Source organism: Rubripirellula lacrimiformis, assembly GCF_007741535.1.
Classification (GTDB): Bacteria; Planctomycetota; Planctomycetia; order Pirellulales; family Pirellulaceae; genus Rubripirellula; species Rubripirellula lacrimiformis.
In genome coordinates, this window is the sequence record NZ_CP036525.1 from 4,706,552 (window position 1) to 4,730,866 (window position 24,315).

At 57.3% G+C, this 24,315-nt stretch carries 28 protein-coding genes and 1 other RNA gene; 10 read left to right on the top strand and 19 right to left on the bottom strand.

Annotation, left to right across the window (positions count from 1 at the left end):
* Positions 1-5: 5 nt before the first annotated feature.
* Together K227x_RS16510 and K227x_RS16515 are read right to left on the bottom strand one after the other, a co-directional pair.
* Positions 6-1,340: a glycosyltransferase family 25 protein gene (locus tag K227x_RS16510; RefSeq protein WP_145171133.1), complete on the bottom strand. Its 1,335-nt coding sequence runs from the start codon at positions 1,338-1,340 to the stop codon at positions 6-8.
* Between the two features lie 13 nt (positions 1,341-1,353).
* Positions 1,354-1,926, bottom strand: a complete 573-nt coding sequence (locus tag K227x_RS16515; RefSeq protein WP_145171135.1) for a hypothetical protein — start codon at positions 1,924-1,926, stop codon at positions 1,354-1,356.
* On the opposite strand from K227x_RS16515, the gene K227x_RS16520 reads away from it, so the two are divergent.
* From K227x_RS16520 to K227x_RS16530, 3 genes are all read left to right on the top strand, one after another.
* Positions 1,918-2,571 (top strand): hypothetical protein, encoded by a 654-nt coding sequence (locus tag K227x_RS16520; protein ID WP_145171137.1) that lies wholly within the window; start codon positions 1,918-1,920, stop codon positions 2,569-2,571. The genes K227x_RS16515 and K227x_RS16520 overlap by 9 nt on opposite strands.
* A 24-nt stretch (positions 2,572-2,595) precedes the next feature.
* The gene (locus K227x_RS16525) at positions 2,596-3,324 is read left to right on the top strand and encodes a hypothetical protein (protein WP_145171139.1); all 729 of its coding nucleotides are present in this window, start codon (positions 2,596-2,598) and stop codon (positions 3,322-3,324) included.
* 156 nt (positions 3,325-3,480) lie between these two features.
* Positions 3,481-3,960, top strand: coding sequence for a hypothetical protein (locus K227x_RS16530; protein WP_145171141.1), 480 nt, complete (start codon positions 3,481-3,483; stop codon positions 3,958-3,960).
* 931 nt (positions 3,961-4,891) lie between these two features.
* Here the strand turns inward: K227x_RS16530 and K227x_RS16535 are convergent.
* The 17 genes from K227x_RS16535 to K227x_RS16615 all read right to left on the bottom strand — a co-directional run bounded on the left by K227x_RS16535 (position 4,892) and on the right by K227x_RS16615 (position 20,702).
* A complete protein-coding gene (locus K227x_RS16535; RefSeq protein ID WP_145171143.1) occupies positions 4,892-5,683 on the bottom strand; it encodes a hypothetical protein in 792 nt (263 codons plus the stop codon).
* Entirely contained in the window at positions 5,683-9,219 is a 3,537-nt protein-coding gene (locus K227x_RS16540; RefSeq protein WP_145171145.1) for a phage tail tape measure protein, read from the bottom strand. Before K227x_RS16540 ends, K227x_RS16535 begins: the two co-directional genes overlap by 1 nt.
* 238 nt (positions 9,220-9,457) lie before the next feature.
* Positions 9,458-9,958, bottom strand: coding sequence for a hypothetical protein (locus tag K227x_RS16545; RefSeq protein ID WP_145171147.1), 501 nt, complete (start codon positions 9,956-9,958; stop codon positions 9,458-9,460).
* A gap of 22 nt (positions 9,959-9,980) precedes the next feature.
* Positions 9,981-10,394, bottom strand: coding sequence for a hypothetical protein (locus tag K227x_RS16550; RefSeq protein ID WP_145171149.1), 414 nt, complete (start codon positions 10,392-10,394; stop codon positions 9,981-9,983).
* A gap of 27 nt (positions 10,395-10,421) precedes the next feature.
* Positions 10,422-10,979, bottom strand: coding sequence for a hypothetical protein (locus tag K227x_RS16555; RefSeq protein ID WP_145171151.1), 558 nt, complete (start codon positions 10,977-10,979; stop codon positions 10,422-10,424).
* Entirely contained in the window at positions 10,976-11,419 is a 444-nt protein-coding gene (locus K227x_RS16560) for a hypothetical protein (protein ID WP_145171153.1), read from the bottom strand. The genes K227x_RS16555 and K227x_RS16560 overlap by 4 nt, the downstream gene beginning before the upstream one ends.
* Positions 11,416-11,787, bottom strand: coding sequence for a hypothetical protein (locus K227x_RS16565; RefSeq protein WP_145171155.1), 372 nt, complete (start codon positions 11,785-11,787; stop codon positions 11,416-11,418). Before K227x_RS16565 ends, K227x_RS16560 begins: the two co-directional genes overlap by 4 nt.
* A gap of 5 nt (positions 11,788-11,792) precedes the next feature.
* Positions 11,793-12,083, bottom strand: a complete 291-nt coding sequence (locus tag K227x_RS16570) for a hypothetical protein (protein WP_145171157.1) — start codon at positions 12,081-12,083, stop codon at positions 11,793-11,795.
* Between the two features lie 4 nt (positions 12,084-12,087).
* Complete coding sequence (locus K227x_RS16575) at positions 12,088-13,041, bottom strand: hypothetical protein (RefSeq protein WP_145171159.1); 954 nt, start codon at positions 13,039-13,041, stop codon at positions 12,088-12,090.
* Complete coding sequence (locus K227x_RS16580; protein ID WP_145171161.1) at positions 13,038-13,643, bottom strand: hypothetical protein; 606 nt, start codon at positions 13,641-13,643, stop codon at positions 13,038-13,040. The genes K227x_RS16575 and K227x_RS16580 overlap by 4 nt, the downstream gene beginning before the upstream one ends.
* 14 nt (positions 13,644-13,657) lie before the next feature.
* Entirely contained in the window at positions 13,658-14,005 is a 348-nt protein-coding gene (locus tag K227x_RS16585; RefSeq protein ID WP_145171163.1) for a hypothetical protein, read from the bottom strand.
* 8 nt (positions 14,006-14,013) lie between these two features.
* Positions 14,014-14,343 (bottom strand): DUF2190 family protein, encoded by a 330-nt coding sequence (locus K227x_RS16590; protein ID WP_145171165.1) that lies wholly within the window; start codon positions 14,341-14,343, stop codon positions 14,014-14,016.
* A gap of 57 nt (positions 14,344-14,400) precedes the next feature.
* The gene (locus K227x_RS16595) at positions 14,401-16,428 is read right to left on the bottom strand and encodes a phage major capsid protein (protein WP_145171167.1); all 2,028 of its coding nucleotides are present in this window, start codon (positions 16,426-16,428) and stop codon (positions 14,401-14,403) included.
* Entirely contained in the window at positions 16,385-17,740 is a 1,356-nt protein-coding gene (locus K227x_RS16600; protein WP_218933306.1) for a phage portal protein, read from the bottom strand. The genes K227x_RS16595 and K227x_RS16600 overlap by 44 nt, the downstream gene beginning before the upstream one ends.
* A 209-nt stretch (positions 17,741-17,949) precedes the next feature.
* Entirely contained in the window at positions 17,950-18,147 is a 198-nt protein-coding gene (locus tag K227x_RS16605) for a hypothetical protein (protein ID WP_145171171.1), read from the bottom strand.
* A 91-nt stretch (positions 18,148-18,238) separates the two neighbouring features.
* Complete coding sequence (locus K227x_RS16610) at positions 18,239-20,506, bottom strand: terminase gpA endonuclease subunit (protein WP_145171173.1); 2,268 nt, start codon at positions 20,504-20,506, stop codon at positions 18,239-18,241.
* A complete protein-coding gene (locus K227x_RS16615; RefSeq protein ID WP_145171175.1) occupies positions 20,496-20,702 on the bottom strand; it encodes a hypothetical protein in 207 nt (68 codons plus the stop codon). Before K227x_RS16615 ends, K227x_RS16610 begins: the two co-directional genes overlap by 11 nt.
* Before the next feature lie 247 nt (positions 20,703-20,949).
* On the opposite strand from K227x_RS16615, the gene K227x_RS16620 reads away from it, so the two are divergent.
* The 7 genes from K227x_RS16620 (at position 20,950) to K227x_RS16650 (ending at position 24,309) form a co-directional block, all read left to right on the top strand.
* Complete coding sequence (locus K227x_RS16620; protein WP_145171177.1) at positions 20,950-21,807, top strand: amidoligase family protein; 858 nt, start codon at positions 20,950-20,952, stop codon at positions 21,805-21,807.
* A gap of 288 nt (positions 21,808-22,095) precedes the next feature.
* A complete protein-coding gene (locus K227x_RS16625; RefSeq protein WP_145171179.1) occupies positions 22,096-22,371 on the top strand; it encodes a hypothetical protein in 276 nt (91 codons plus the stop codon).
* A gap of 132 nt (positions 22,372-22,503) precedes the next feature.
* Positions 22,504-22,713: a hypothetical protein gene (locus tag K227x_RS16630; RefSeq protein WP_145171181.1), complete on the top strand. Its 210-nt coding sequence runs from the start codon at positions 22,504-22,506 to the stop codon at positions 22,711-22,713.
* A 273-nt stretch (positions 22,714-22,986) separates the two neighbouring features.
* Positions 22,987-23,265, top strand: a complete 279-nt coding sequence (locus tag K227x_RS16635) for a hypothetical protein (protein WP_145171183.1) — start codon at positions 22,987-22,989, stop codon at positions 23,263-23,265.
* Between the two features lie 162 nt (positions 23,266-23,427).
* The gene (locus K227x_RS16640) at positions 23,428-23,679 is read left to right on the top strand and encodes a hypothetical protein (protein ID WP_218933307.1); all 252 of its coding nucleotides are present in this window, start codon (positions 23,428-23,430) and stop codon (positions 23,677-23,679) included.
* A 59-nt stretch (positions 23,680-23,738) separates the two neighbouring features.
* Positions 23,739-23,800: hammerhead ribozyme type II (locus tag K227x_RS16645), an RNA gene on the top strand.
* A gap of 29 nt (positions 23,801-23,829) precedes the next feature.
* Positions 23,830-24,309 carry a winged helix-turn-helix domain-containing protein gene (locus K227x_RS16650; RefSeq protein WP_218933308.1) on the top strand — a complete coding sequence of 160 codons (480 nt, stop codon included), beginning with the start codon at positions 23,830-23,832 and terminating at the stop codon, positions 24,307-24,309.
* The last annotated feature ends 6 nt before the right edge of the window (positions 24,310-24,315 follow it).

Below are 24,315 nucleotides of genomic sequence, written 5' to 3' on the forward strand. Positions count from 1 at the left end.
GATGCTCACCCAAACTTCCGGAGATCAGGATTGACGTGTTCGATCGCCGACTGGATTTCATCCGGAGTCGGCGTGATTCCAAGGAACTCGATCAGATTGCCGATTACTTCCTCGGGATACGTCACCAACTCTGCGAATTCGATCCGGAATACTGGCACGTCAGAATGCTCGGCGATGAAGTTGTCTCGGTGGTCGCGGAGACTGCGTTGCAAGACCTCGCAGTCCTCGTCGTTTGCCGCGAACCATTGGCCACGATGTTTCTCGCTACGATTCTGCAGCGAACGAATTGACGCTTCGATATCTCGTTCGACAGAGATGATTCGCAGTGAATCGCCCAGCCCCGCGTGAAGGTGATTTACGAATCGACACAAGTGCGGATACTTCGCTCCCGACACAGTCTTGTCGCGGTTGGCTTCTGATTTGCGACTGACGATCCACGACTTGAGCATTTGCGTCAGTTGAACATCGCTGACATTCGGGTCCGTTGTAGGGAACCGCATCACCTTTTCACAAAGCTGTGCCAGCCCGACTGCCTCGCCTCCTCCGGTCGCTTCGTAGCCACCAAGCTGGTTCCCCATGTGAACGCCAAGGTGATGCATGACCATCGCGACGCATGACGTGCCGGCGCGGTGCGGGCCAAGCACGGCAAAGAACGGTGCGTCGGAGTGATCCGCATTCTTAGCATCGTTGAAGAACCGTGTTTGACTCCACTTGCGACCGCAGATATTCGATTTGGTCGGCAGTTGTCCAACGAGCCAGCGATCGGGCGTGTAGACCGCGATGGATTCCTTCTGGACGTTATTGCCTTGAACGAGTGCCTGGTAGCGACGCTGGATCAGTCGACCAAGGTGATGGTCAATGTGATGTTTGGAATGCCAATCGTTCCAAGTCAAATGGCGATACAGCGTCTTCATTGCGTCACGCCCGCGCACCATAAACGCGTGCGTGCGATTGACGTTGTATGGACGATAAACGTGTTCGCTGACCTTGTGCGGCGGGTTCTTGCCGGCATAGAGGTGTTGGCCGCCGAGATACGCCATGCCCCAGTCGGCCGGCAACTCGGCGATGAATTGTTGCAACCGCTCGCAGAAGTCGTCGCCGAACCCGGCGTCGTCTTCAAACACGACATACGAGTCGATGTGTTCGAGTAGGCACTTTTCCAGAATCAGCAAGTGCGATCGGTAACATCCCCACGCTCCGTTGCCGGCACGCCACTGCGGAGGCGTTGCGACGCGGCGGCCGTCGATCGCGGCGAACCGTTCGGGTTCTGGGAACGGCCATGGATCAGGGAGTTGCCGCATCCACTCTCGCATTCGATCGTCGCGGCGATCGAGGTTCATTAGGAAACATCGTTCAACGATCGAATTCGTCCTCGGGATCGTCTTGGTCTGGTTCGGGTGCCCCTTCGGGGAACTTCCGCTCGTACTTGCGGATGGCAGTGCCCGCGAGACTTCGGGCGATTGTGGCGGTAAACCTTCCATGCGGGAGTCCTCTTGCTTGGGCTTCTTCGAGTAACCAATCGACGATCGTGTCAATGTTTTGGCGGCAACCGTCGGCACCCCAGTCGTTCATCGTGTCGACACGGGTTTCGCAGTTGCACGTTTCGCTCGGCTTTGCAAACCAAGCGATCATCTTTTTGAGTTCGTTGCCGGGGCCGGGCCGGTAGCTGCTGATCTTCAGCGTCGCCGGCATCGGGTCTTCGTCCGGCATGTAGTTGCGAAGCAGTGCTTCCAACTCGGTGATGTCTTGTTTGCGTCGCTTCTTGTTGACCAATGCCATGCCGATCGTGACGACGTTGATCGCGCACGGGTTGTCGTTGGTCTGGCACGCGTTACAGGCGGTCGGCGTGGTTTGCACGCGACACCCAGCGAGTTGGCATGCCACTTCGCATTGGTTGTCGGGCGTTAGGTGTGGGCAATGCATCATGCTGTCATCCCCGCTACTGCTCCATCGAATGAACCGGACGAACTAGGTGGATCGCCGGGGTCTTCACAATCACTGCTCACCAATTCCCAACCGCACGACCAAATCCAGGTGCTGTTGCAAGGTTCACTCGATCCGCTGCTGTCTTCGGAAGGTTCCTCGGTTGAATCGCTTTCGCTCGGCCGATCGGAGCCGTCGCTGCTATCGGATGCACTTTCGCTGGGTCGGTCGGAACCATCGCTGGGTGGATCGGAGTCGGATGTCGAATCGTTGCTTTCAGAAGGTTGGTTGCTGTCGCTTCCAGATGAATCACCGACGCTCGGATCGTCGCTTTCACTGGGCCGATCGCTGTCTGAGCCTTCCGATCCCGAGTCGCTCGTCGACCGCGATGCTGAATCGGAACCAGAGACACTTGATGACGTCGGAACACTGGTCGAGTCATCACTTCGTGAATCACTGCCTGAATCCGATGTGCTCGTTGATCGTGAATCGGATCCCGATCCGCTGCCGCTATCTGATTCGGATGCACTTACGCTGCCTGAGCCTGAATTACTGCCGGCATCCGATCCGCTGCCTGATGCAGAACCACTTTGGCTCCCACTGGCGGAGGCGCTGTCCGAGGTCGATGCCGAAGCACTCGCTGAGTAACTTTGTGAGTCCGAACTGCGGTCGATGCTGGATTCGCTTTGGGAATCGCTACCGGACTCGCTGGCTGATGGCGACGTCGAGTCGGATTGCGACTGGGATTCCGATGCTGACTCACTTGATACGGAATCGCTTTCGCTACTCGTTGACGAATTCCAACTAAACGAAGGCACGCTCTCCGAGCCTGACTCGCTTCGTGATTCACTTTCGGATGTGCTCGATTCGGACTGGCTCGATTCTGAAGTCGATGATTCGCTGGTCGATGACGCACTCTCGGATGTGGACGATTGCGAACTGCTAATGGATGGCGTGCTGGCTGATTCGCTTGATTGCGAGGTAGATGAATCGCTCGACGAACCGGAATCGCTTGATTGCGAGTTGCTCGTCGACGAATCACTCGCGGATGAACTGGACGCGGACACACTTGGCAGGCTGATCGACGTACTGGAATCACTTGATTCGCTTGTCGATGATTCGCTGGACTCGGAATCGGACGAACTATCTGACGAAGCACTCGATGCGGACGACGACCCATCGAAGCTGGATGAACCACTAATGCTGGGCAGACTGATCGAATCGCTAGAGTCACTAGACTCGCTGTTAGATGAATCACTCGATTGTGAGTTTGACGAGCTGTCCGAAGAATCACTCGATTCGGACGACGACCCTTCAGAGCTTGATGAACCACTGAGACTTGGCAGACTGGTCGAATCGCTTGAGTCACTCGACTCGCTGTTGGAGGAATCGCTTGATTGAGAATTCGACGAACTGTCTGACGAACCGCTCGATGCCGACGAGGAACCATCGGAACTAGATGAATTGCTTACGCTCGGCAGACTCGTCGATGCGCTCGAATCGCTGCTGTCCGACGAGTCGCTCGATTGACTACTGCTGTCGCTGCTCGATGAAGAATTGGAACTGCGGCTTGAATCGCTGCTGCTAGACGTGGATGAACTGAGGGAGGAATCGCTGCTGTCGGATGACGAGGAGTCTGAGGATGAATCGCTACTCGAAGACGACTTCGATGACGATGACGAACTGCCGGAACTGCTACTTGATGACGGGCTGCTCGATGACGATCCACTGCTTGATGAGGACGATGGGCTGCCGGATGACGATGAAGACGATCCGCTGCTTGACGAACTAGAACCAGATAAACTGCTGCTGGATGAGCTTCCCGATGACGAGGATGAAGATGATGACGAGGGAGACGACGAGGAACTGCTAGACGATGAATCGCTGCTAGAACTGCTGCTGGAACCTGAACTCGACGAACTGCTGGAGCTTGATGAACTGCTGCTGCCATCGCAGCAACGGCAACCGATCGTCAAGTGCGACGACGTGTCCTCATGGAAATGGCAGACGATCTGTTGGCTTGCCAGCAATGCGTAATCGCACACGTTGTAGACCGAGACGGCAGGGCCAATCGGTTTCCATCCACCATCAAAACGAAGTTCGCGAGCCGTTCCCCATGACTTTGCTTTGATACGTTTCGTCGGTTTGCACAGAAGCGTTTGTTTCGGCGGGTCGATCACCCAAGATCGCTGACCGTCGAACTGCACCTCCAAGTATTGTTTAGGTGAATCTGCGATCGGACCGCGAATACGCTGTGCCGAATGATTCCGAGCGGTAATTCGTACTGTGTCGCCAGCCGGATCCGTGACCGCTTCGATCTCGCCCAATTTGTCGAGTTGATAAAGGTCGCAGTCCGCGCTACCCGTCCGCATCCCTCGACGACCGGCGATACCACCGGTCGGAACCTCGAAAAGGTAAACCGGATCAGCAGGCCGACCGACCCGAACCACTGCCCATTGGTCACCGACTTGGTTAGGGTCTTGTCGCCACAGAATCTGTGCCGATCCATCCGGCTTTGATTGCAGCGTGTCACCGGCCGATTCGCCGACGTCCGCGAACTTATGCCAAGTCTTCACGACGTTAACTCTCGCGGCCACCACGCCATCGAACACCACGCGGCCGACCTTGTCTTCCGCGATCGGTTCGATGGCGACCCCAACGCGACCTGTGTGTTCGTCTTCAGTCGGGCGCACGCACTCAATCGTCGCATCGCGAACGAAGCGGGCCAGCTCCATCGGCCCGACGGTCGGATCGGTCAGCGGCGACTCAAAGCCCACGATTCCGCCGATCGGCACCGTGGTTGCCGATAGGTTGTGAACGCGAACGGTTGCGGCGTTCCGCAGATGAGTGCGAGGACCACCGCCACCCGGTAGTCGATTACGATGCGAGGCTTCGGCAGCAACAAGCAATCGGTTGTATTCAGCGGCCGTGATCGAAAACTGATCGCCTGGTTTCACGCGTCGGGTCATTAGCTGATCCCCAACACGTTGAAGTTTCCTCCGTGATAGACCTGTTCAACGTACGCTGCCTCAGGAACTTGCAGCACACGATCGCCAACCACTTTCTCGCCGTGTTTGACCCACAGGTAGTCCCATCCCTGCTTACTGATCCCGGTGATGTTTCCAACCGTCATCGAGAACTCGTTCGGTCGAGCTGCGAAGTGGTAGGTCACATCAACCCAGTTCTGCTCGTCCTCGCCCCCTTCGCCACCGAGAAACAACGCTTCACCGGGAGCGAAGATCGACCACGGTGACGAATTCACTCGGCCGGTCATCGAGACCATGGCAAGCAGATAAGCCGTCGAAACGAACTCAAATTTCTTGCGAACGGAGAATTCAAACGCAGGGACCGTGATGTCGACGCCGGAAACGCCAGAATCGCTGACGCCGATCGCTCCGTGATAAACCGGGGCTGCGATTCCCGGCGCGGAGTAGATGCCCCGAGTCTGCAGCGATTGATTCAAGTGTGTTGTGGCTCCGGTCGTACTGAACGACACGGGATCTAGCTTGGTCTTGTTGATCGAGACGCTAACCAAAGCGTGCTTCTGGTTGATGAACTCGGAGTCGATCTGCAGATACGGGATCAGTTCCTTGTGATTTGCCTTGTAGTATTGATACAGAGCACTCGAAGCAGCAGCCGGATTAACGGCCCCGCCATTCGTCGCGACGTAGGAAGTGAAATCGGAGTGCGATTTCCCTCGCGACGCCTTTTCAGAGAGTGCCGCGACCTCGAAGTCGTATCCACCGAAAGAGATTGACATCAGCTAAACACCAACCCTCCCGACTGCGAACGCTCAACAAGGCGTCGAGTGTTCTCAGCAGTCTGGATGATCGCGCGTTTCATGTCCTCGCTGAATTCCCCGCCGGACATCGCAGGCAGTTGCAATTGCGACGTACTGTTGGCGATCGCGGAATCAAACGCCGCGAGGGATCGACCAACGGAAGCAAACGCTTCGGTGATCGCGACAACGTCGAGTGTCGGCGAAATTTCGAGATCAGTCGGAGTGTCTAAATCCACAGGTTCGGGATGATCGCTAGCTTCTGGCAGGTCGACCGCCGCATCGCTTTCCTGAACGATTGGCGGCTCGAACGATTGCGAATCGCTTTGCACCGAGACATTCGGCAGAACTCGCGCCGGCGACTCGATGTTGATCGGTTGTTGGCGGATCGCGACCGAGGGCGAACTGACGTCTGGTACAGCGATCCGCGGCAAGGCGAAATCGGGCTTGTCCAACGTAGGAACGTTGACGTCGGGTGACTGCACATCAGGCGAAACGATCGTCGGATCGCTCGCAGCATTCACGACGACATCCGGTGCCGGAACGATCGGTGCGTCCTCCGCCACGACCTCGACGTTCGGAGCATTGACAACAATGTCGGCTACGTCGTTTCCTGGCTCGTCGAGCGGTTTTGGTTCGTCAGGTTGTTCGGGCTGCAGCCTTAACTGCGGTGCGACAATGATTTCGACTGGATCATTCTCTGCCGCGATTGGCTCGAGCTTCTTGAGTGGCTCGGGAGCCTGTTGCGGAATCGTCGACGCTCCACTGCCGAGCCCTAAGCCGCGCGCATCAAAGTTGCCGGCGACTTCGGTTCGATCAGTTTCGGGACCGTCAGCGAACTGATCCATCGCCGCCTGAGCGTTTGGGTCCAGGTCCAGACGCAGATCTTTCGCATTGGGCGGTTGCAATTCTGGATCGTCGATGCCGGGAAGATCGACCTTGGGGATATCGACTGCGCCGGGCTCAGGCATCTTGGGCGGAGCGACTGGTGGTTCCGGCGGAGCAGCGTCGTCTGGTTTCGGCTCAGCGTCCGAAGGGGCCGTCGCGTTGTTGGCTCGTTCCACCGCAGCATCGAACTCGGCCTGTGCAGTTGCGACTTGATCGTCACGTTTCTTCTCGCGATCTTCAGCGGTTGGCCGACCTGCTTCGCGTGCCGCTTTCGCTTCCGCCCTCATCTGATCGAGCGTGCGTTGCACTCCGACGGTCGTGTCGTCGATGATTTGTTGGCGATTGTTCTGCACCACATCATTTTCGCGGAACTGTTGTTCCTTGGATTGGTCGACAACCGCGTTCTTCGCATCGGTCTCATCGTCAATCGCTCGCATGTCAGCGTCGATATCCTGACCTTCACGAGCCTTGCGACGGGCTTCGAGTTGTGCGGCGATGCCTTTCTGCATCTCAACCCGGTTGGTCTCGATCTGCTCCTTTCGTTTCGATCGCCGGCGCTGACGCTCGATGATCGCTTGTTGACGTTGTTGCTCCTCGGCGGCATCGGCCGCTCGAGTGTCAGCGTCGATCTTCGCCATTTCGACATCGACATTGATGTCGTCGTCAAACAGACCTTTCAGTTTGATCCAGGCTTTCTTCAAGAACCCGACCGTCGAGTTCCACATCGACTTCACTTGACCAACGAACACAGTCCAGGTGTCGGCAAGGTAGTCGACCGTTTCGACCCAAGCGTTCTCGACGCCGGCCAATGCGTTGATGAGCACTCCGCCGACCTGCACCGACACGTCACCAGCGATATCGACGAGTTCGTGAAGCTTCAGGAATCCCTTCTTGAGGAACCCGATCGTATTGTTCCAGCCTTTTTGCACAGCCGAGGTGAGGATCGTCCAACCGTCTGCCATGAATCCGAGCGTGCTGTTCCAGACGCCGGCGAGCCCAGACAACGCACCAATGAGAACATCCCCGATCGCGTAGGCGGAGTCGGCCCACACGTCAGAGATATATTGAGTGAAGTCCGCCCAGACACCTTTGATGTAGGTCGTGCCTTTGACCCACTGGAGCTTTAAGTAGGTCCACAACACATCGGTCGCCGCAGTGATGTCACCAGCAGCCAGCGCGTTGGCAATCGCACCGAATGCGGCGAGGGTGTCGGCTTTGAGTGTTTCAAATAGACCTTTGAGATACTCGACCGCCTGGCCGGCGATACCAGTCGAATAGAGAAAGTAGCCACCGAGTGCTGCAACCGCTGCGACAACAAGGCCAAGCGGCGTGAACAACAATCCGACCGCTGAGACGATGACGCCGATTGCACCGCCGATGAATGAAAAGATGGTTGCGAGTCCACCAACCGCGAACGACGCAACGGCAGCGAACGAACCAAGAGCGAACAATGCCGCTCCGATCGTGAAGATCGCGATCGCACTCGCAGCGGCAATCTTGACGATCTTCTGATTCTTGTTGATCCACTCGATCACCCCTGACGCGGCGCGACTGAAGGCTTGCACCATCGTCGTGACGCTGCCCTCCAGCGATTCACCAATGGCGATCGCGACGCCTTCGATCGAAGATTTCAGGATTCGGAACGCTCCACCGAGTCCGCCTTCCATTTCCTCAGCAGTCTTGCCTGCGATTCCGCCAGCCTTTTGCAGTTCGGAATACAACTCGCGGGTATCGGCCACGCTCTTTCCAATCGAACTGGCAGCGGTGATGCCCAGCAGCCCGAACACCTCGTTCAATTTCTCAGCTTTTTCGGCCGTTCCCATCTTCTCGGTGGCAGCGGCGACTTCGCCGAGAATGTCGACAAGTGATCGGGCGTTGCCTTTCGCGTCCTTGGTCGTGACGCCGAAGGTGGATTTGAATTTCTCTGATTCGGCGGCACTGATCGTCAGCAAACGACGCATTGCATTGCCGGCTGATGATCCCTGGATGCCCATATTGCCGAGCGTGCCCAGGATCGCGAGCGTCTCTTCGAGGCTCATGTTGGCATCGGCGGCGACTGGGCCGGCGTAGGACAAGGCTTCGCCGAGAGACTCCACCGTGTTGAATGACTTGTTCGCCGCGGCGGTCAGTCCATCGGCAACCCGTGTGGCTTCGCCGGCTTCCATTCCGAACTGACGAATGGTTGCTGCCATGATGCCGGACGCTTGAGTCGCGTCAGTGCCAGTCGCGCGGGCCATGTTCATCACGGCAGCCGTCATCTTCTCGATCTGTTCCGGTTTGAAACCGGCACGCCCAAGCTCAGTCATCAGCGAGGCGACTTCACTGGCGGAGTAACTGGTGGTTGCTCCGAGTTTCTTGGCGGTATTGCGAAGCGATTCAAGCTGCGATCCGGTCGCTTGCGTGATCGCGGCGACGCCTCGCATGGCATCGTCGAAGTTGGAGAAGATCGCGACACTGCCTGCAAGTGGTGTTGCGGCGGCCGCGCCGAGTCCCATCAGTTTGGTGCCGAGCAATCGCGTCGACGCACCGAATGATTCCAACCGCTTCTGAGCCGACCGTAGACCTTTGACGAACGCTGAATCCTTGGTCAGCAACTCGACATAGGCGGATCCGGCTCGGACTTGGGACATGGAGACTCGTTCTCACGGGGTTGGAAGACTGCGCCGAGTAGATGGGCGACTTGTTCGACAGTGGCTTTCACTGGAACAGGGCGAGTGACCGTGTAGGGATTGAAGTCATCCGGCTTGAACGGTTTTCGTCGGCGTTTTCGGTCGCGATTGATCTCGGCCGTGAGTGCCATGACGCTCGACGCAATGTGCCAATCGTGCTGACGCCGAGCCTCGGCCATCTGCACGAGTTGCCGGAGCGTCAGTGGTCCGGGGTCGACTCCGATGATGCCGGCGAGTCGGATAATGAGTCGCTCGATGTCGGCACCGCGAGTTTGCGTTCCAGGTCCTCCACAATCCGGTCCACCAGATTCGGATCGTCCAGTCGTTTCTCGATCGCTTCCAATCCCCGCGTCTCGATCATCTTCTGCTTGTCGGCCGCCTTCCGCAGAAGACGGCGGCGGGACTCCGGGAAGTACGCGACCAACGCATCCACCAATGCTTTGCACGCCTCGTCGATCGAGTCGCCCGCCAGTCCCTCGGCGAACGCGTCGTCGTCGACGTCTTGTTGATCGGCTTGCGGTTTGCAGATCGCGAACAACACGTCACCAAGCAACAACGGGTCGCTGGATAAGCGAGTGACGAGGTCGCCGTCGATCGCGTCGAGCAATCGCACGTCGGTGAGTGCCTTCACGCGGCGAAGCGTGGTGTTGTCGATATCGACGATCCACACGCGACCGCGACGATCAATGAATTTCTGCATGGAGTTCCGTTCCGAGGATTACTTAGGGAGTTCCGCTACCAACGTTCATGCCGCTGCCGGACGATGATTGGGTTGGCTTCAAGGTGACGTCAGCCGACACGACTTCTTCGAGGTTTTGATTGACGTTGAAGTTCATGACCTCACACGTCAGCGTCAGCGAACCGCCAGCGTCGGAGATCCCGACATCGCATGGCGTTCCGCTGCTCCACAGTCCTTGAAGCATTCCGAACGAGGTGTCGGCGTTCTTGTTGAGGACAGTGAACTCGATCGACGCGTCCTTCAGCGTGCCGACTGTCGCTCGCCAGCCGTTATTCGCGCGAGTGCTTGCGTCCGCCTCGGCTTTCTCGAGATTGACTGTGAGATCTTTGACGTTCTTGATCTCGGCACCGTCGATCGTCAGGACGGCATCGAGACCGAGTTTTACTTCTGCTGACATGTTTCGATTTCATCCGTGGTGGAAAGACTAGTTAACCGAGTCACGCCAAAATTTCGGCAGGCGTGCTTGGTTGGCAACGAGGGCAGGTTTCATGAACGGGCGTGCGGGATAGCGGCGTGGTTTGCTGGCCCCGCGGCGTTCGTTTTCTTGTTCGATCAGTCGTGTGGCTCGGCTGGCTTGGGCGATCGTTAGCAGTTTGATGCGGGCAAATTTGCCGGGCTGTTTCGCCCGGATCGGCCCAAACTCGCCGACACGGAACCGATGCCGTTTTAGCTTGCGTCGTTTCGTGACAACGCCACCGAACTCATGCAGGTTCCACAGTCGGCCAGCGATCTCGTTGACCGGGCCGATGACTGCTTCGCCGCGATCGCGGTTGACTTCGTAGCGAAGCACGCGACGCAGCATTCCAGTCGGCGAACTAGGCGGTGATCCTGGGTTGGATGGTTTTTTGCGTTTGCGGATGGATCGTTTGGCGGTCATCCGGATGGTGCCGGCCGCATGATTCATGCTTTTGAAGGTCGCTTGGTTGACCTTCTTTTTCAGTTGGCCCGGTGTGAATCGCACGCGCGCCCTGATGTGCATCATTTCGCGAGCTCAAACGTCAACGTCAGCAGGCTCGTGAATTGATTGAACTGGGTCCAGTGCTCGGAGGAATACAGAACTGAGTTCTCGACCTTGACGCAGCGGGCTGCCACGAACGAATTGAGTCGTTTGAGCCTGAAGTAGTCGGCCAGTTCTTCGACGAAGAACACCAGCGGGTCAATTTCCTTGGCATCGCCCTTGCTGAACTTCTTTTGGACGGCGACGTCGATCGTTGCGTGGTACTTGTTTGATGCTCGATCGAGAGGCAGGTATTCAACTTCGCGAGGCACCACGGTGACTCGCAGTTCCTTCATGTCTTCGAGATCGAAGTTAGGAACGTAGAGTCGCTGCGCGGAGAGGTTCGTCTTGCTGAATTCGCCGGCGTTGATTTCCGCGACGACGCTTTCGGCAATCTGAATGACGGTTGCGGGCGTTGCTGTCATGTGATCTTGTCAACCAGTTTGGTGTGGATGCGGAGTTTGACGCGGAAGGGATCGCTGTATCGCCACGGCGGTTCGTTTCCGATCGACATCAATTCGTACACGAAGGTCGAGTCGCCGTCGGTTTCGAGGATGCGATCGCCGCGGCGAGGCCAGGTTCCGATGGCGGATTGCAACAAGTCTTTCGTGTTAATCAGAAAGTCGCGGACTTGGGCTCGGGTGATGACGCCGTCACCGTCGTCCTGCTCGTATTCGGACTTGCCAATCGTGGCGGACAGTTCGACGGAAACATCGTCACGCTGATACACCACGTCTCGCGAGGCATGCTTGGTCAGCTTCTCCGCTAACCAAGACTGCCCACGGTGCAACATGTCGGTCACGATTTGCGTGCCGCTGGTTTGGCTGGGGCTTTTAAGAGCGTCGATGCCTTGTCGCTCAACTCGTCCAGCCACGCTTCATTGGACCGCCGCTGATATTCGCTGGCGATCGCTTCCGATTCTTCCTGCAGTTGCTGCTCACGCAGATTGACTGGCTGCGCCGGCGAATGGAACGGATTGATAACGCTGGTTGACTGTGCGTTGTCCTTGTCGCGTTTCTTCGATGGCAACAAGGCGACGGCGATCAACAGCAACACGACCACGGTTGCGATTCCGGTTAGTAACGTCATTGGTTCACATGCCTCGCTTGATGAGAATGAATCCGAGTAGAAAGACGGCCAACACGATCATCGCGATCGTTGCCAGTTCGCCTGCCGATGCCCAAAGCAAGGCATTACGAGTTTCGTTTGCCCTGTCGAACAACAGATCGCGAGGACTGTCACGATCTCGGTCGCGATCGAACGGCCGCCAATTGTCGGATGGCTCAACGGGACAGTAACCGTCAGGACAATCCTCGGAGTTGAGTTGCAATTTTGGGGAGATCGCGTCGTCCCACGAATAGCCTCGCGTTTTCAGTGCGCCGGTTTTCTGGGCCTGCCGAGTCTGTTGATAGAGTTGGTATCCCTGGCGAAGATCGGCGTAGAGTTCGGCCGCAGTGGCGGGCAGCATGGCTCGGCCCGCGGCGTGAACGTGTCCGCCAGTGTTGTCTTGAAACAGCACGACGGGAAACTGTTCGACAGGGACGATGCTCGCGAACCTGGTTTGATAGAGTGCGTTGCCAGACGTGTAGACTTGGAAATCACAGTCGTTTCGCAGCTTGTATAACTTCGGGTCATGATTAAACCAGTCGAGTAGCTGCTTGCTCTTGGTATCACTGCCGATGAACAAAGCGATTTGATACTTCTTCGTCGTTGGCTGAGGCTGGGGTGCCGCGATCGGTAACGCGGGTTGAGGTGCGATTGCCGGCGAATAGATCGTCGTAGGTTCGCACGTTGGGCAAATCGACACCGACTGCTGTTTGATTTCGCCTTGGGCACTCAGGTTCACTGACTGCGGTTCGTCAAACTTCTCGATCCTGCCAACGCGTGGAGCGGGTGAAACGGCATTGGGGACGTTCCATGTGTCGTCTTCCGGTTGCGTGGTCGGACATGGTCGCAATGCCGTGAACACTCCACCAAGCAAAAGCGCGTGAATAATCGCCAGTGCGACCAGACCCACGCTCAATCGAATCCGAATTCCATCGTTCATTGAATCACCTCATAACTTCGATAGGGCAAGGAGCTGGCCGGGTCGTCGAGAACCGTGAGTGCGAATCCGCCATAGCCAGCCCATAGGCGAACGAATTGCTCGCGTGGTGTGAGTTCAAAACGGCCGGGATAGTTGTTGTCGAGAATCGCGGCGAATTGCCTACCGTCGCGATTGACCCAGCCGACGAAAGTGCAACAGTGGGCCGGCTTCCACCACAGAATCGCTCCGCGCCGAGTGGCCGTCGCCCAGTCGAGGAATCGCGGGTCAGCTTTGACGGTGTAGCTGTAGTCGATGTCGGCAGCATCGAGTCGGCTTCGCAATCGCGAGTCCCACTCGCCATCGCTATAGGTCGCTCGCCAACGTTCGCCGAGTTCGTACTCGTTGAGCCAACGCAAGTGATTGACCAGCGACGCGTGGACGCAGCTACCTTGGTTGAGCCTGCCAGTCCAATTGCGTTGATGCAATTTGTTCGGCAAGTTCGCAGCGGGTTGCTCCGGCGCGGGGGCCGGAAGCGGTCGCACCTGAACAGGTTGCTCGGGCAAACAACCGCTTGCCAGACACAGGACACACGCGGCGATGATGGCTCGCAATTTTGCGTTCATGCAGTGAGTGCTCCTTAACTTTTGAATATGATCCAAAGGATCGGGTTGATTTGTTCGACCGTCGAGACGAAGCGAATGGGCAATCCGCACATCACTTCCGGTTTCAGGTACAACGGCTTCGATGGATTGAATAGTTTGCTGCCCGTCTTCGACGAGCGAACGTAGTAACCGAGCTGGACGACTTCCTTGTCGGGAAGTAATGCTTGAACTCGCCACGTCGCTTCGGTTGAGGCGACGGCGATACAGAGGCAAGTTGCGAACGGGGATGCCCGAAGCCACTGGCTGGTCTTTCTGTCTTCGGCAAACACCAGACGTTCGATCGCCTTGGCTCGGTCGGCCGTTACCTGGCTGATCGACGCCATGACCATCCTTATTGACTAAGTCGAACACGAACGGTGGGTGTGTTGGTGCCGGCGGAAAGTACGGCTTTGCCGAGCAGCTTGTTGCCGGTCGCGGTTGTGACCGATTGGCCAGCGGTCGCGTCCCAGTAAACTTTGGCACCGGCCGACACCGAGATCGCGGGATCTTTCGCGACGTCAAAGACGCCCTCGACGCTGATCGCACCGAGTACGTTGGCTTTGATGTCGTGTTTGGTGATGCCGACCAGTTCGCCTTGCACGACGACACTACCGGCCGGGAGATCGGCGTCCGGCGTGTAGTCGACGGCCGCTCCCTCTTGAACAAATTCTGCTGCGGACATGGATGGTTAGACCTGAGGTTTGAGACGTGAGTTTTGAGTGAGAAAGTTAAGCTCGGATCACGCTTCGCCGGTGACCTTCACGGCGGCGCGTGGATCCTGGCTATTCACACCGAAGTCGATGTAACTTCGGAAACCCATCCCGAGCATGTTGGGTGGCATTTCGACGCGTTCGATCACCGGCGTGCGGCGGCCATTGAGGAATACAATCTCAAAGGCCGGCAAAACCTTGGGGTTGGCGAAGAGGTACCAAGCCTTGCCGCTCGCGCCTCCGTAGTAGGAGTCGGATAGATGCGGAGTCGAAACGACCCGATACTTATTGCGATGCGGATTGTCGACGGGAATCTTTGTGGGAGTCCCCGAGGCGTCGATCATCAACTGCGATGAGCCCATCAGCAGCTCGGCTTCAGTTTCAAGCTCGACCGGAACGACCAAGAATTCAGGACGAAGGTTGATAGGCTTCTGGTCTTTCGGCTTAGTGCCTGGACCCGCTTTCTGCTTGCGGAACGTCGTCTTAGCCGCAGTCAGGCTATCGGGGCCGAACTTGGTGTCGACGCCGGTGAGCAAGTTGGAGTTGCCAGCACTGAAGAATGCGGGAGAATTTCCGAGCAACAAAGTGAAAAACATTTCGTCGATCGACTCGGCCCCACTTCGCCCCATTTGACGTGGAATGTCCATGAAGGCCGAGAGGTCATCGTTGATGATGTCCTTTCGCGTCAGCGTGAGCAGCTGGCCATACGTATCCGCCTGATTGGTATACTTCTGCTCCGAAAGCTTGCCGTGCTTTAGTTCGCCATCGGGAGCGACAGGCTCGAAACCGCCCGTGCCCAGCAACCGGAACCGCGAGACTTCTTTGAAGTCGCTCACGCTGCCCACACTGCACAGATCGTATGCGGCGATCTGCGTGGTTTCATAAGCGGCCAGCAACGTTTTGTTCATCACATTCTCAAGGATTCCCGGTAGGCTCATTGTCGAGAAGCCAGCCTGAATCGTGACGCGGCCGTCGCCAAACACGCGTGGGACGTCATGTCCTTCGAGTCGTGCACATTCCGCAACCAATTCACGCAAACCAATCTGCCCCATCGGCTGCGCCAGGTCGAGCGTGCGTTCTCCGTAGCTGGCCAGCAGGGTTTTCTCCTCGATACCCACCGACATGCAGGCAGCTGCCTCGAGGACTTCGCGAGTGCAACTTGGGCGGACCGAAGATTGCTCTGGCGCGGAGGGGCGTTCATTGCGTAGCACAACAAGCTCCGTCTTAGTCACACTCCACCCCTGTTCGATCGCATCGGCTTCGATCTCCGTATGTTTGCCTTCGCATACTTTGCGAATGCCAGCGATGCGTCGCGACTCTGAAGCAGCTTCGGCACGCATGTCTTCTACAGGTGTGCGAGGCTGAGGGGATCGAGGTTTCGGATTGACATTCAAGCTTGCATTGACCGGTTCGAGTTCATCCGTGTCGTCCGTTGTGTCATCTGGCTCCTCGCTTTCTGCGGCTAGGCCGGCTGCGACTCGGGCCTCGGTATCATCGTCGGCGCCCAGGGCCACGAACGAGACTTCGCCAAGGGTGCTTTTGCGAGCGACATAGACGGGACCGGCAAACTCACGACCGTTCGCCTTGGTCGACTTTCCCTCGGGAATGAATACGACCTTGTCGGCACTTGCACCGAGCGATGCCTGCCACGGAAATCCGTTCTCGCTGGTTGCGATTACTTCCTGAGCCGTTGATCCAACGCCCGAGATCACGCCAGAGACTTCCAGCGTTGCTTCGCTAACACGGATGTCATCGGTGTGGCCGACAATGCTGCCGCGATCATGGTCTTTCAGAATTGGTCGACTCTTGCGAGCCACACGCATGCCGGTCAGATCAACAACGACTGGATGGGGCCAGCCGCCGAGTCGCATCGCGCCACCGGTGTAAGCGGTCATGGAGAACTTGCGAAGCGCAGGTTTTCCCTCGCTGGCCGACTCGGCTGCTTGCAGGGTAATCGTTGCGGCATCGTCACAAACAATACGGAGACTGCTAGGAGTCCCATCCTCGCTTGCTTCAAGTCGCTTGTTGGACGGTTTGTTCTTGGTCGTCGTGGTCATCCTTGTCCTCATGAACATCGGTGTCAACAGAATTTGAATCGAGCGAGAGTCCAAGCTGGTGCATCAGCTCCAGTTCCTTGGCACGTTGTTTAAGTTCCGTCTCCCAATCACGACCCTGCCGCGCAAATTCGATGGCCAGAGTAGTCGTATGATTCGAGAGACGGATCTTTTGGGCGTTGGCTTCCTTGGCAGGATCGACATGGTCGAATCCATCCCACATCCACGCTCTTTGGAACGTAGAATCGAGTGTGCGAAGCGAGTTCGGCAGATAGCCTTCGATGAGAATGGCTTCGCGAAGCCAAGCGTTCAGGATGCGATCTAACACAGTGCGAGCAAGCTGTGCCTGCTCAACGCGGATCGACTTAAAGTAAGTTTGGTGGTCGAGTCGCCCACTGGCGTAGTTGTAGCCCGACGAATTTCCGGCAGCGACGTTGAACGGCATATTCAGACAACGAGCGATCTCGTTGAGAATCTCTTTCTTGAACTCTGCATAAGTCGTACTCGGTTGCTCGCTTCTCATTTGAGCCATCTTCCAGCCACCAGGCATCGTGAGCAGCATTCGCTTCTCAAGTTCGATTGGCTCGAATGGTTCCGCAGCGTCGGCCTCACCATTGGCCGGCGCGTCGGTGTAGAGAATCCCAGCGAAGTCGGCGGCCGTTTCTGCAGCGGCGAGCACCGCGAGAGTGAACCGGCGAAGTTGTGCGAATAATGGAAGTGCCGGCGTGATATCGGGGATGCCGCGAATCTGTCCTGGTCGATCACAGCGGAAGTAGTGCAGCACAGCAGCGGCCGGCACCGTGTCAAACTGCTCGTCAATCGTGAACGTCACATCGCCAGGATGTTCGCGAAGCACGTCGTAGCTGAGCGGGTTTCCGTCGGCATCGAATTGGATTCCGTCGATATAGCGAGAGCGGTCTGCGACCAACGTCGGCGAGGCCACTTGGTCGGCTTCGATCAATCGCACGTCGAGCTTCACAGTCGAGTCAACTCGCTCGTTGCTGGTCAGCAAACCAAACGATTCGCCGTCCGAAACGCGGGCGAGCCGCATCGTCCGCAGCTTTTCCGCCAGACCCACTGCCTCGGCCCAAGCAAAGAACTCCGCTTCGACAAAACGATTCGCGGCATCATCCGGCGTCAGCATTTGCAAACGTGGCCCAGTGCCAACGACATCATTCGCCAGCGTCAACGTGATCCCGCGAGCGTAGCTGTTATTTGCGACCTCGTATCGTGACCGATTGCGAAGCGTTCGCCGAACATCAGGACTATTCGCGGCGGCGGACGACAGACCATCGGCTCGCGACCAATGTTTCATGTTGTCGAGCGTCGTATTCGCGGCGTCGTACTTCGCACGAAGCCGCGAAAAGAAGGGCTGCCGGAGTGAGCGTCCCGGCGCGGATGAAGAGCGGGAAGCTCCGCCGCGCCATGCTTGCTCGATAATCCCTGACAACATCTGCAACATCCGTGTTGGTTTCCTATTGCCGTCCCCGGCAGCCCTGTGCTCATCGCAAAACGAAAGAAAGATCAGCCAGCCGACGGCGGCACGATCTTGTTAAAACGCAATCCACGATTCGGCTTACGAACCGCGTCCTTGCCAGCGAGATGCTTGTCCGCAGCGATTTGCTCCGTCAGCTTATGCTGCTCAACGGAACCTGCATCACCGGACGCCTTTGCAGGTCCAACAGCGTTGTCACGGATCACATCTTTCAACTCTTCAGGCATGGTTCACGTTTGATTTGAAACATTGCTTCATCCCTGGTTACCTATGCCGTAGGAGGTGAGACTTGTACGCGAATATTCAGAAAGGCCCGATTTAGTTCCGTTTTCGCTTTTGCAGTTCCTTGAAACTGACTCGCTCGCGTCGGCGGGTTGGTTCCACATCTGTGCCAAAGAGCAACGCACCCTGCATGGATGCAGCGACGGCACAGCCGACGAGGCAGTCGAGCCAGTGGTTGTCGGGTTGTTCGGGGCGAGCTTTCCATTCGTCGACAGTCCGACCACGGCCTTCGGTTTTGATGAAGTACTCGGCGGTGATTTGTTCGGCGAACATGCGATGCGTCTCGGCTTGGTTGCCGTAAACGGACAGGCAACCACGATCGCCCATTGCGACCGCGAGCCTCGCGTGAGTGAACGACTTCCACCAATTCGTGTCGTAGATGATGTGGCGAATCGCACGTTTCCCGTGGACGCTGGGGATTCGCCAGTTCAAACCCACACGGTCGCCGGGGCGGCGTTTGTATTCGCTGAATGGATTCGAGGACGCACCGACGAAACGACCATGCGAAGGCAATAGGATCGAAGCGTGTGGGCTTTGCCGGCAGAATTGATAGACCACATTTGTCGAGTGACCCCAGTTCGCATCAATCAAGCACCGTCCGATCTTCATTGCCGCGCCATCGTCACGTTGCCATTCACGGCCAAGTAAATCTTCGGTGAGTGATTCGAGGCCGGCATAGATACTGCCCTCGAGTCCCGTGCCGTCCGCGGCGGTTGCCAGCGTGTGGCGTGCATCGCGAAGCGTGTAATACGCTCGGTTTTGATCGGGGTACGCTCCATAGTCGAGAACGTAGCCCGTGAAATCGTCTTCCCAGGCGGCAACGACATAGAACAAAAGCTTTTGCTGCACGTCAATGAACGCGGTGAGATGGTTAGCCGAAATCGGAACGCAGCGCCGTTCGAGTCCGTTGATTTTGCCAGCTACCTGCTCGGCCGTGAGTTGGTCGGCATCGACGCGTTCTTCGGGTAGCGGCTCGTTTTGGTATTCGGCGAAGAACGCGGCTTCGTCTTGAAGCTTCAGGTTCATCGCGTGCTGGATCGCGGACAGCTCGTCGTGATTGAAACGTTCTTTCCAGGCGACGTCGGCACCTTCGTCCATTGCATCGCGGTTTTGACGATAGAACTCGGTGCCGGCCGCGCCGCCGTCGCCGGCGCGCAGACCCTCGGCACGGATTTCTGCGTAGCGTTCCCATAGCGTTTCATTTGTTGGGAATGAGTTCACCATTCGCGTTCGCGCACCGTTCCATTCCGGATGTTTGTCGCGATCGAGAATGTTGTCGGCCATGTCGCCGGGCCGAATGATGGTGCATGGCATGATGCCAGAGATCTTTTTGCCGGGGCCAGCGAGTCCGAGGACCGCGCCGGCGAGGATCGCTTCGCGATTGGCGCATTGCGAAAGCGAACGAGCCGACTCGTCCGTTTGCGGGTCATCCAGCACGACTAGCGAAGGCCGAACCGTTCGGCCATCGGGCCGCTTGAACTTCATTCCGCGGATGCGTCCGGTCAAACCGGCAACCTTGATGATCGCACCGCTCGCTTTGCTGTCGGCAATTGTCGGCAAGACGACCTCTTTCGCCGTCCATCCGATCTGCGTGCGTTTGCCTTGGTATAGCTGTCCGTTGGCGCGGTTAGAGATACCGTCCAATGCCTGAATCGGAAAGCAGACTTCCGGATAGTCGGCCAACAGTAATTCGTTGGCATCGAGTTCCGTTTTGATCGAGTCGAGCATATCGCAGGCGTGGCCTTCGTCGCTGCCGATCAAGCAGACGAAGTCGCGATAGCCATTAAGCACCGCCCAAATACACGCAACCTCAGCCAGCGAACTCTTGCCGCTACCACGAGCCATCGCCAGTGAGAACAGACCTCCACGAACGACCGCTTCTTCGATTCGTTCCATCACCTTCAAGTGATCCGGCGACCATTGCAAATGAAACGTCAGCGAGAAATACGCTTCGCAGAAGTAACGAAAACTACCGGCGGCCTTTGCTTTGCGCTGCGGGTCTTCAATCACCGGCAGGTCACCGATGTCGCGACCGGCCAATGCGATCGCTGCATTGCGGGCACGGGCTTTATCTTTGACTTTGCCGTAAGGATCCTCGTCGGCCGGTAGCTTCGGACGGTGGCGTTCTTCGACTAGCCAAGCAGTGAACCGGAGAAGATCGACGTGCGTGCCGTCTCCGATGCGATTGCCGGCTCGCGTTCGATAGCGATAGAGCTGGCGTTCGTTAATCACCTCACCGAGCGGCGTGCTATTGAGCGTTCGGCAGCACTCGCTCGGTTTCATTCGTCGCGGGTCAGTCGCCACGGTGCATCTCCTGTAAGAGCCAAGCGGTGTAGACGACCAGGTTGATCGTGCCGTCAACGTTTGTCGGTGCACCGGCTTCTAGGTCGGCGGCGATTTGTTCGTCCGGAACGCGCTGTCGGTACGCATTGCTCAACAACTTTGAAAGTTGCTCGACCGAAAGTTTCGTGGGGTCAACATTCTCTCGTTTGCCTTCCATGACGGGATCCGTGGGTTGGTTCGCGACACGCCGCACACGTCGGCGACTGTCGCGTTTGTTTGCATGTTTGGCATCGTCGGCCGCATGTTTGGGCCGGCGACGTTGGGCCAAAAGTGGCGGCGTGTGCGGGTGAAAAGAAACCTGGGAATTACTGAAACATTACTTCCGAACTTCGCTTGAGGTGTCTCGAAACGCATGGCTCATCTGTGTCAACGAAACGAATTACACGCCTTTTGGAGACACACGAATGAACGCCAACGACATCGCCTTCGGTATCGAAATCGAAACTCACATGCCCGGCACCGACCGCACGCCGATCGGCGGATACCACAACGGGTTGCCGGTCGCCTGGTTGCCCGCGGGTTGGAAGGCGGAACGCGACGGCAGCATCCGCACGCCGGCCGGACGCAAGCCATGCGAGTTCGTATCGCCGGTCCTCCGCGGCTACGAAGGGCTCGCCAACGTAGAGACCGCGGTGGACGCGATCAAAGAACGCGGCGCGCGGGTCAACGAATCTTGCGGCCTGCACGTAACGGTTTCCTGGAACGGCGACGCCGCGGCCTTGGCCCGACTGATTTCGCTGATCGCGAACCACGAACGAGCCATCTACGCTTCGACCGGCACCAAACGCCGCGAACGAACCCACTGGGCGAAACAAATCAAAACGTACGGCAACAAAGACGCCGCGAAGACCCGCTGCGAACGAGACCGCTACCACCTTTTGAACCTGACGCACTTGGCCGCCGGCCGAAACCGAATCGAGATTCGGGCCTTCGCCGGAACGCTCAACAAAACCAAACTGATCGGATACATCCAGATGATTTTGGGCTTGGAAGAACTCGCCCTCAATACAAAACGCTGCAGCGGATGGGACTACGCCAAGAAGCCTGGCACCAAGAGTTGCTGGGACCGACCAGATGCCGGCCACGGCGAAACGGAACTCAACCGGCTCTTCTACCGCCTTGGTTGGACCAAGGGTTGGTACAAGGGCGAGCTTCGCAACAAACGCTTCGGCGAACTTTCGGTCGGCGAACAAACCTGCGACTGGAAACCGGTCAAAAAGAAGCTTCTTGAGTTGGCCCGCAAATACGACCAAGCGGTCTAACGGCTGACGACCTTCCGCCCCTCCAACGCCGCGACGTACCTCGCGGCGTTTCTTTGGTTTTGCGGGGGCACGTGTACATCGTGTCGCGTCAACGGCGTATGTGACTAATAGCGGGCCACTGTTTTGCATCGCGACACACGCCGCAGTTTCGGGCCACGTCGGCGAGATCGAGAAACATTCAAAAAGACTGCAAATTACTGGCTGGATTCGCTTGATGTGTTTTGAAACGCATGGCTCATGTGTGGTCATGCGAAACGGTTTTTCATTCACCCCAACGGAGACACAAACATGACCATCGACCAACTGATCGGATTGCTCGAAGAGTACCGCGAACAGCACGGGCCGGACGCCGAAGTGCGTTTGATGACGCAAGAGAACTGGCCCTTTGAAAACCGCATTGCCGGCATCACCAGCGGCGCGGAGATGAACGAAGCGAGCGAAGACGACCCCAGCGAGTACTTCGATGACCAAGACGTCGCCGAAGATGCGATCGTCTACATCGTCGAAGGAGGCCAGATCTGCTACGGCAGCAAGCGGGCCTGGGAAACGTGCCGCGATTGCTGAACGCGGCAGGCGAGAGCGAGTTCGGGAAACATTCAAAAACTTTCCCGAACTCCGCTTGCTGTGTCGGAAACCACATGGCTCATGTGTGTCAACGCAAACGCATTTCCCCTTTCCAACTACGGAGACCCAACCATGGCAAAGAACACCGCTCGAGTCGAAGACACTTACACCACCGCGCATGTCCGGGCTTTGACCTTGCTCGAAGACCTTCACCAAATCGTCGAAGACATGCCGGCCCCCGATGCCGACCATCCCATCAATTGGGAACACGTCGGTTCGCTTCAACACCTTTCCGAACGGCTCAAGGAATTGAAAGATTTCGTTGCTCCCGCCGGTGAATAGTTTCCTGCTTGCAACCTTTCGGCCGCGCTCGCCAGCGTGGCCGTTTCTCGTTGAAGTGCCGCCGACGTTGGCCCGTGTCGCGCGCTGTTGCCAACAAGCGGCGAACCATGCCGACATCTCTTTACGGCCCACAAACGCGAACGTCGGCAAAGTTGGAAAACATCGAGAAAGACTGCGAATTACTGCCGAACTTCGCTTGAGGTGACTCGAAACCCATGGCTCATGTGTGTCTACGAAACGAATTTCATCCCTTCCGAAACCGGAGACACAAACATGCAGACCATCCGCGAAACCAACGGCCGCCGCCCTCGATTCACCCGGCTCGAAGTCATGCAAAAACGATACGCCGCACGGCAACAACAAGCCGCGAATTGCTGCTTGAAGGCGGCAACGCTCGAGATGCTTTCCGAACTGACCGACTACGTCAACGACTTTGAGCCCGAAGGAATCTACCCGCCCGAAGATACGAATCATGTCTATCCCGCGCTGCAACGGTTCTACGACGGATTGATGGAACTGAACGCGAAAGTTCGCGACGAAATGTCCCGCTGATAGGACGCGGCTTTCGCCGGTTATCGCAGTCTTTTGAAAACATCGCAAAAGACTGCGAATTACTGCCGGACTTCGCTTGAGCTGTTTCCAGATGCATGGCTCATGTGTGTTAACGCCAAACGGCAAAACGATTTCACAACCCTTTTCACGAGAGACAAAACCATGGCCATGAACGAAACGAAAAAAGCGAAAGTTGCCGCCCTTCGCACAGAGATGCGAAAGCTCGACCCCGAAACGTATCAGGAAATTCGCCAGTCGTACTACAAGATCGCCGACGAGCTTCGCCCCTTGGTCGACGCCCTTGAAAAAGCCGACGCGGACCTGGGACCGGACGGCCCGCTTTTGGAAGAGCACTACATCTTTTGCGAGATGCTCGACCGGCTCAACAAGAGCCTTCTCGGCGGGGCTGTTTAACCCGCCGGCCGCACAACAACTGCCGCGGACGGAACCGCGGCGCGACTCGCAAGGATGGAAGCCGAAACGTAAACGGGCGTTGTCGCGGGTGGTCCCCGCGGCCTGACGATGGCAGCCAACCACGAACGAAACCCAAACGGAGAACGAACGATGAAGAAGGCAGACGTAAAGATCGGCGGCGAATACTTCGCAACGGTCACCAACAAGAAGGTGACCGTGCGTATTGACGCGGAGAACCGAAGTGGAGGATGGGACGCGACCAATCTTTCGACGGGAAAGAAAGTGCGAATCAAGACCGCCGGCCGGTTGAAGGGTTCGGCGCGAGCCACTGAGACGCCGGCAACGGAAACGCGGGTCAGGAAACGAGTCGCGAAAAAGACGGATGAATCCATCGCCAGCGAAAAGAAGCTCTCGTGCGTGAAAGCGGCGTTGAAGGTCCTGACCGACAGCGCCGAACCGATGAACGCGCAAGAGATGATCGCCGCGATGACCGACGCTGGTTTGTGGGAAAGCCCTGGCGGCAAGACGCCGCACGCAACGCTTTACTCGGCGATCCTGCGCGACATGAAGCGCGGCGATGAAAGTCGCTTCGTCAAAACGGATCGCGGCCGGTTCACGGCGAGAGCGTAGGGCGTA

Coding starts and splice junctions, on each gene's coding strand:
- K227x_RS16640 (WP_218933307.1), top strand. CDS start 23,428: ATGGCCATGAACGAAACGAAAAAAGCGAAAGTTGCCGCCCTTCGCACA.
- K227x_RS16595 (WP_145171167.1), bottom strand. CDS start 16,428: ATGACCACGACGACCAAGAACAAACCGTCCAACAAGCGACTTGAAGCA.
- K227x_RS16650 (WP_218933308.1), top strand. CDS start 23,830: ATGAAGAAGGCAGACGTAAAGATCGGCGGCGAATACTTCGCAACGGTC.
- K227x_RS16510 (WP_145171133.1), bottom strand. CDS start 1,340: ATGAACCTCGATCGCCGCGACGATCGAATGCGAGAGTGGATGCGGCAA.
- K227x_RS16550 (WP_145171149.1), bottom strand. CDS start 10,394: ATGTCAGCAGAAGTAAAACTCGGTCTCGATGCCGTCCTGACGATCGAC.
- K227x_RS16520 (WP_145171137.1), top strand. CDS start 1,918: ATGCATCATGCTGTCATCCCCGCTACTGCTCCATCGAATGAACCGGAC.
- K227x_RS16540 (WP_145171145.1), bottom strand. CDS start 9,219: ATGTCCCAAGTCCGAGCCGGATCCGCCTATGTCGAGTTGCTGACCAAG.
- K227x_RS16575 (WP_145171159.1), bottom strand. CDS start 13,041: ATGAACGATGGAATTCGGATTCGATTGAGCGTGGGTCTGGTCGCACTG.
- K227x_RS16565 (WP_145171155.1), bottom strand. CDS start 11,787: ATGTTGCACCGTGGGCAGTCTTGGTTAGCGGAGAAGCTGACCAAGCAT.
- K227x_RS16585 (WP_145171163.1), bottom strand. CDS start 14,005: ATGGCGTCGATCAGCCAGGTAACGGCCGACCGAGCCAAGGCGATCGAA.
- K227x_RS16560 (WP_145171153.1), bottom strand. CDS start 11,419: ATGACAGCAACGCCCGCAACCGTCATTCAGATTGCCGAAAGCGTCGTC.
- K227x_RS16635 (WP_145171183.1), top strand. CDS start 22,987: ATGCAGACCATCCGCGAAACCAACGGCCGCCGCCCTCGATTCACCCGG.
- K227x_RS16620 (WP_145171177.1), top strand. CDS start 20,950: ATGAACGCCAACGACATCGCCTTCGGTATCGAAATCGAAACTCACATG.
- K227x_RS16515 (WP_145171135.1), bottom strand. CDS start 1,926: ATGATGCATTGCCCACACCTAACGCCCGACAACCAATGCGAAGTGGCA.
- K227x_RS16535 (WP_145171143.1), bottom strand. CDS start 5,683: ATGTCAATCTCTTTCGGTGGATACGACTTCGAGGTCGCGGCACTCTCT.
- K227x_RS16555 (WP_145171151.1), bottom strand. CDS start 10,979: ATGATGCACATCAGGGCGCGCGTGCGATTCACACCGGGCCAACTGAAA.
- K227x_RS16525 (WP_145171139.1), top strand. CDS start 2,596: ATGCTGGATTCGCTTTGGGAATCGCTACCGGACTCGCTGGCTGATGGC.
- K227x_RS16590 (WP_145171165.1), bottom strand. CDS start 14,343: ATGTCCGCAGCAGAATTTGTTCAAGAGGGAGCGGCCGTCGACTACACG.
- K227x_RS16570 (WP_145171157.1), bottom strand. CDS start 12,083: ATGACGTTACTAACCGGAATCGCAACCGTGGTCGTGTTGCTGTTGATC.
- K227x_RS16615 (WP_145171175.1), bottom strand. CDS start 20,702: ATGGAAGGCAAACGAGAGAATGTTGACCCCACGAAACTTTCGGTCGAG.
- K227x_RS16605 (WP_145171171.1), bottom strand. CDS start 18,147: ATGCCTGAAGAGTTGAAAGATGTGATCCGTGACAACGCTGTTGGACCT.
- K227x_RS16545 (WP_145171147.1), bottom strand. CDS start 9,958: ATGCAGAAATTCATTGATCGTCGCGGTCGCGTGTGGATCGTCGATATC.
- K227x_RS16580 (WP_145171161.1), bottom strand. CDS start 13,643: ATGAACGCAAAATTGCGAGCCATCATCGCCGCGTGTGTCCTGTGTCTG.
- K227x_RS16600 (WP_218933306.1), bottom strand. CDS start 17,740: ATGAAACATTGGTCGCGAGCCGATGGTCTGTCGTCCGCCGCCGCGAAT.
- K227x_RS16630 (WP_145171181.1), top strand. CDS start 22,504: ATGGCAAAGAACACCGCTCGAGTCGAAGACACTTACACCACCGCGCAT.
- K227x_RS16625 (WP_145171179.1), top strand. CDS start 22,096: ATGACCATCGACCAACTGATCGGATTGCTCGAAGAGTACCGCGAACAG.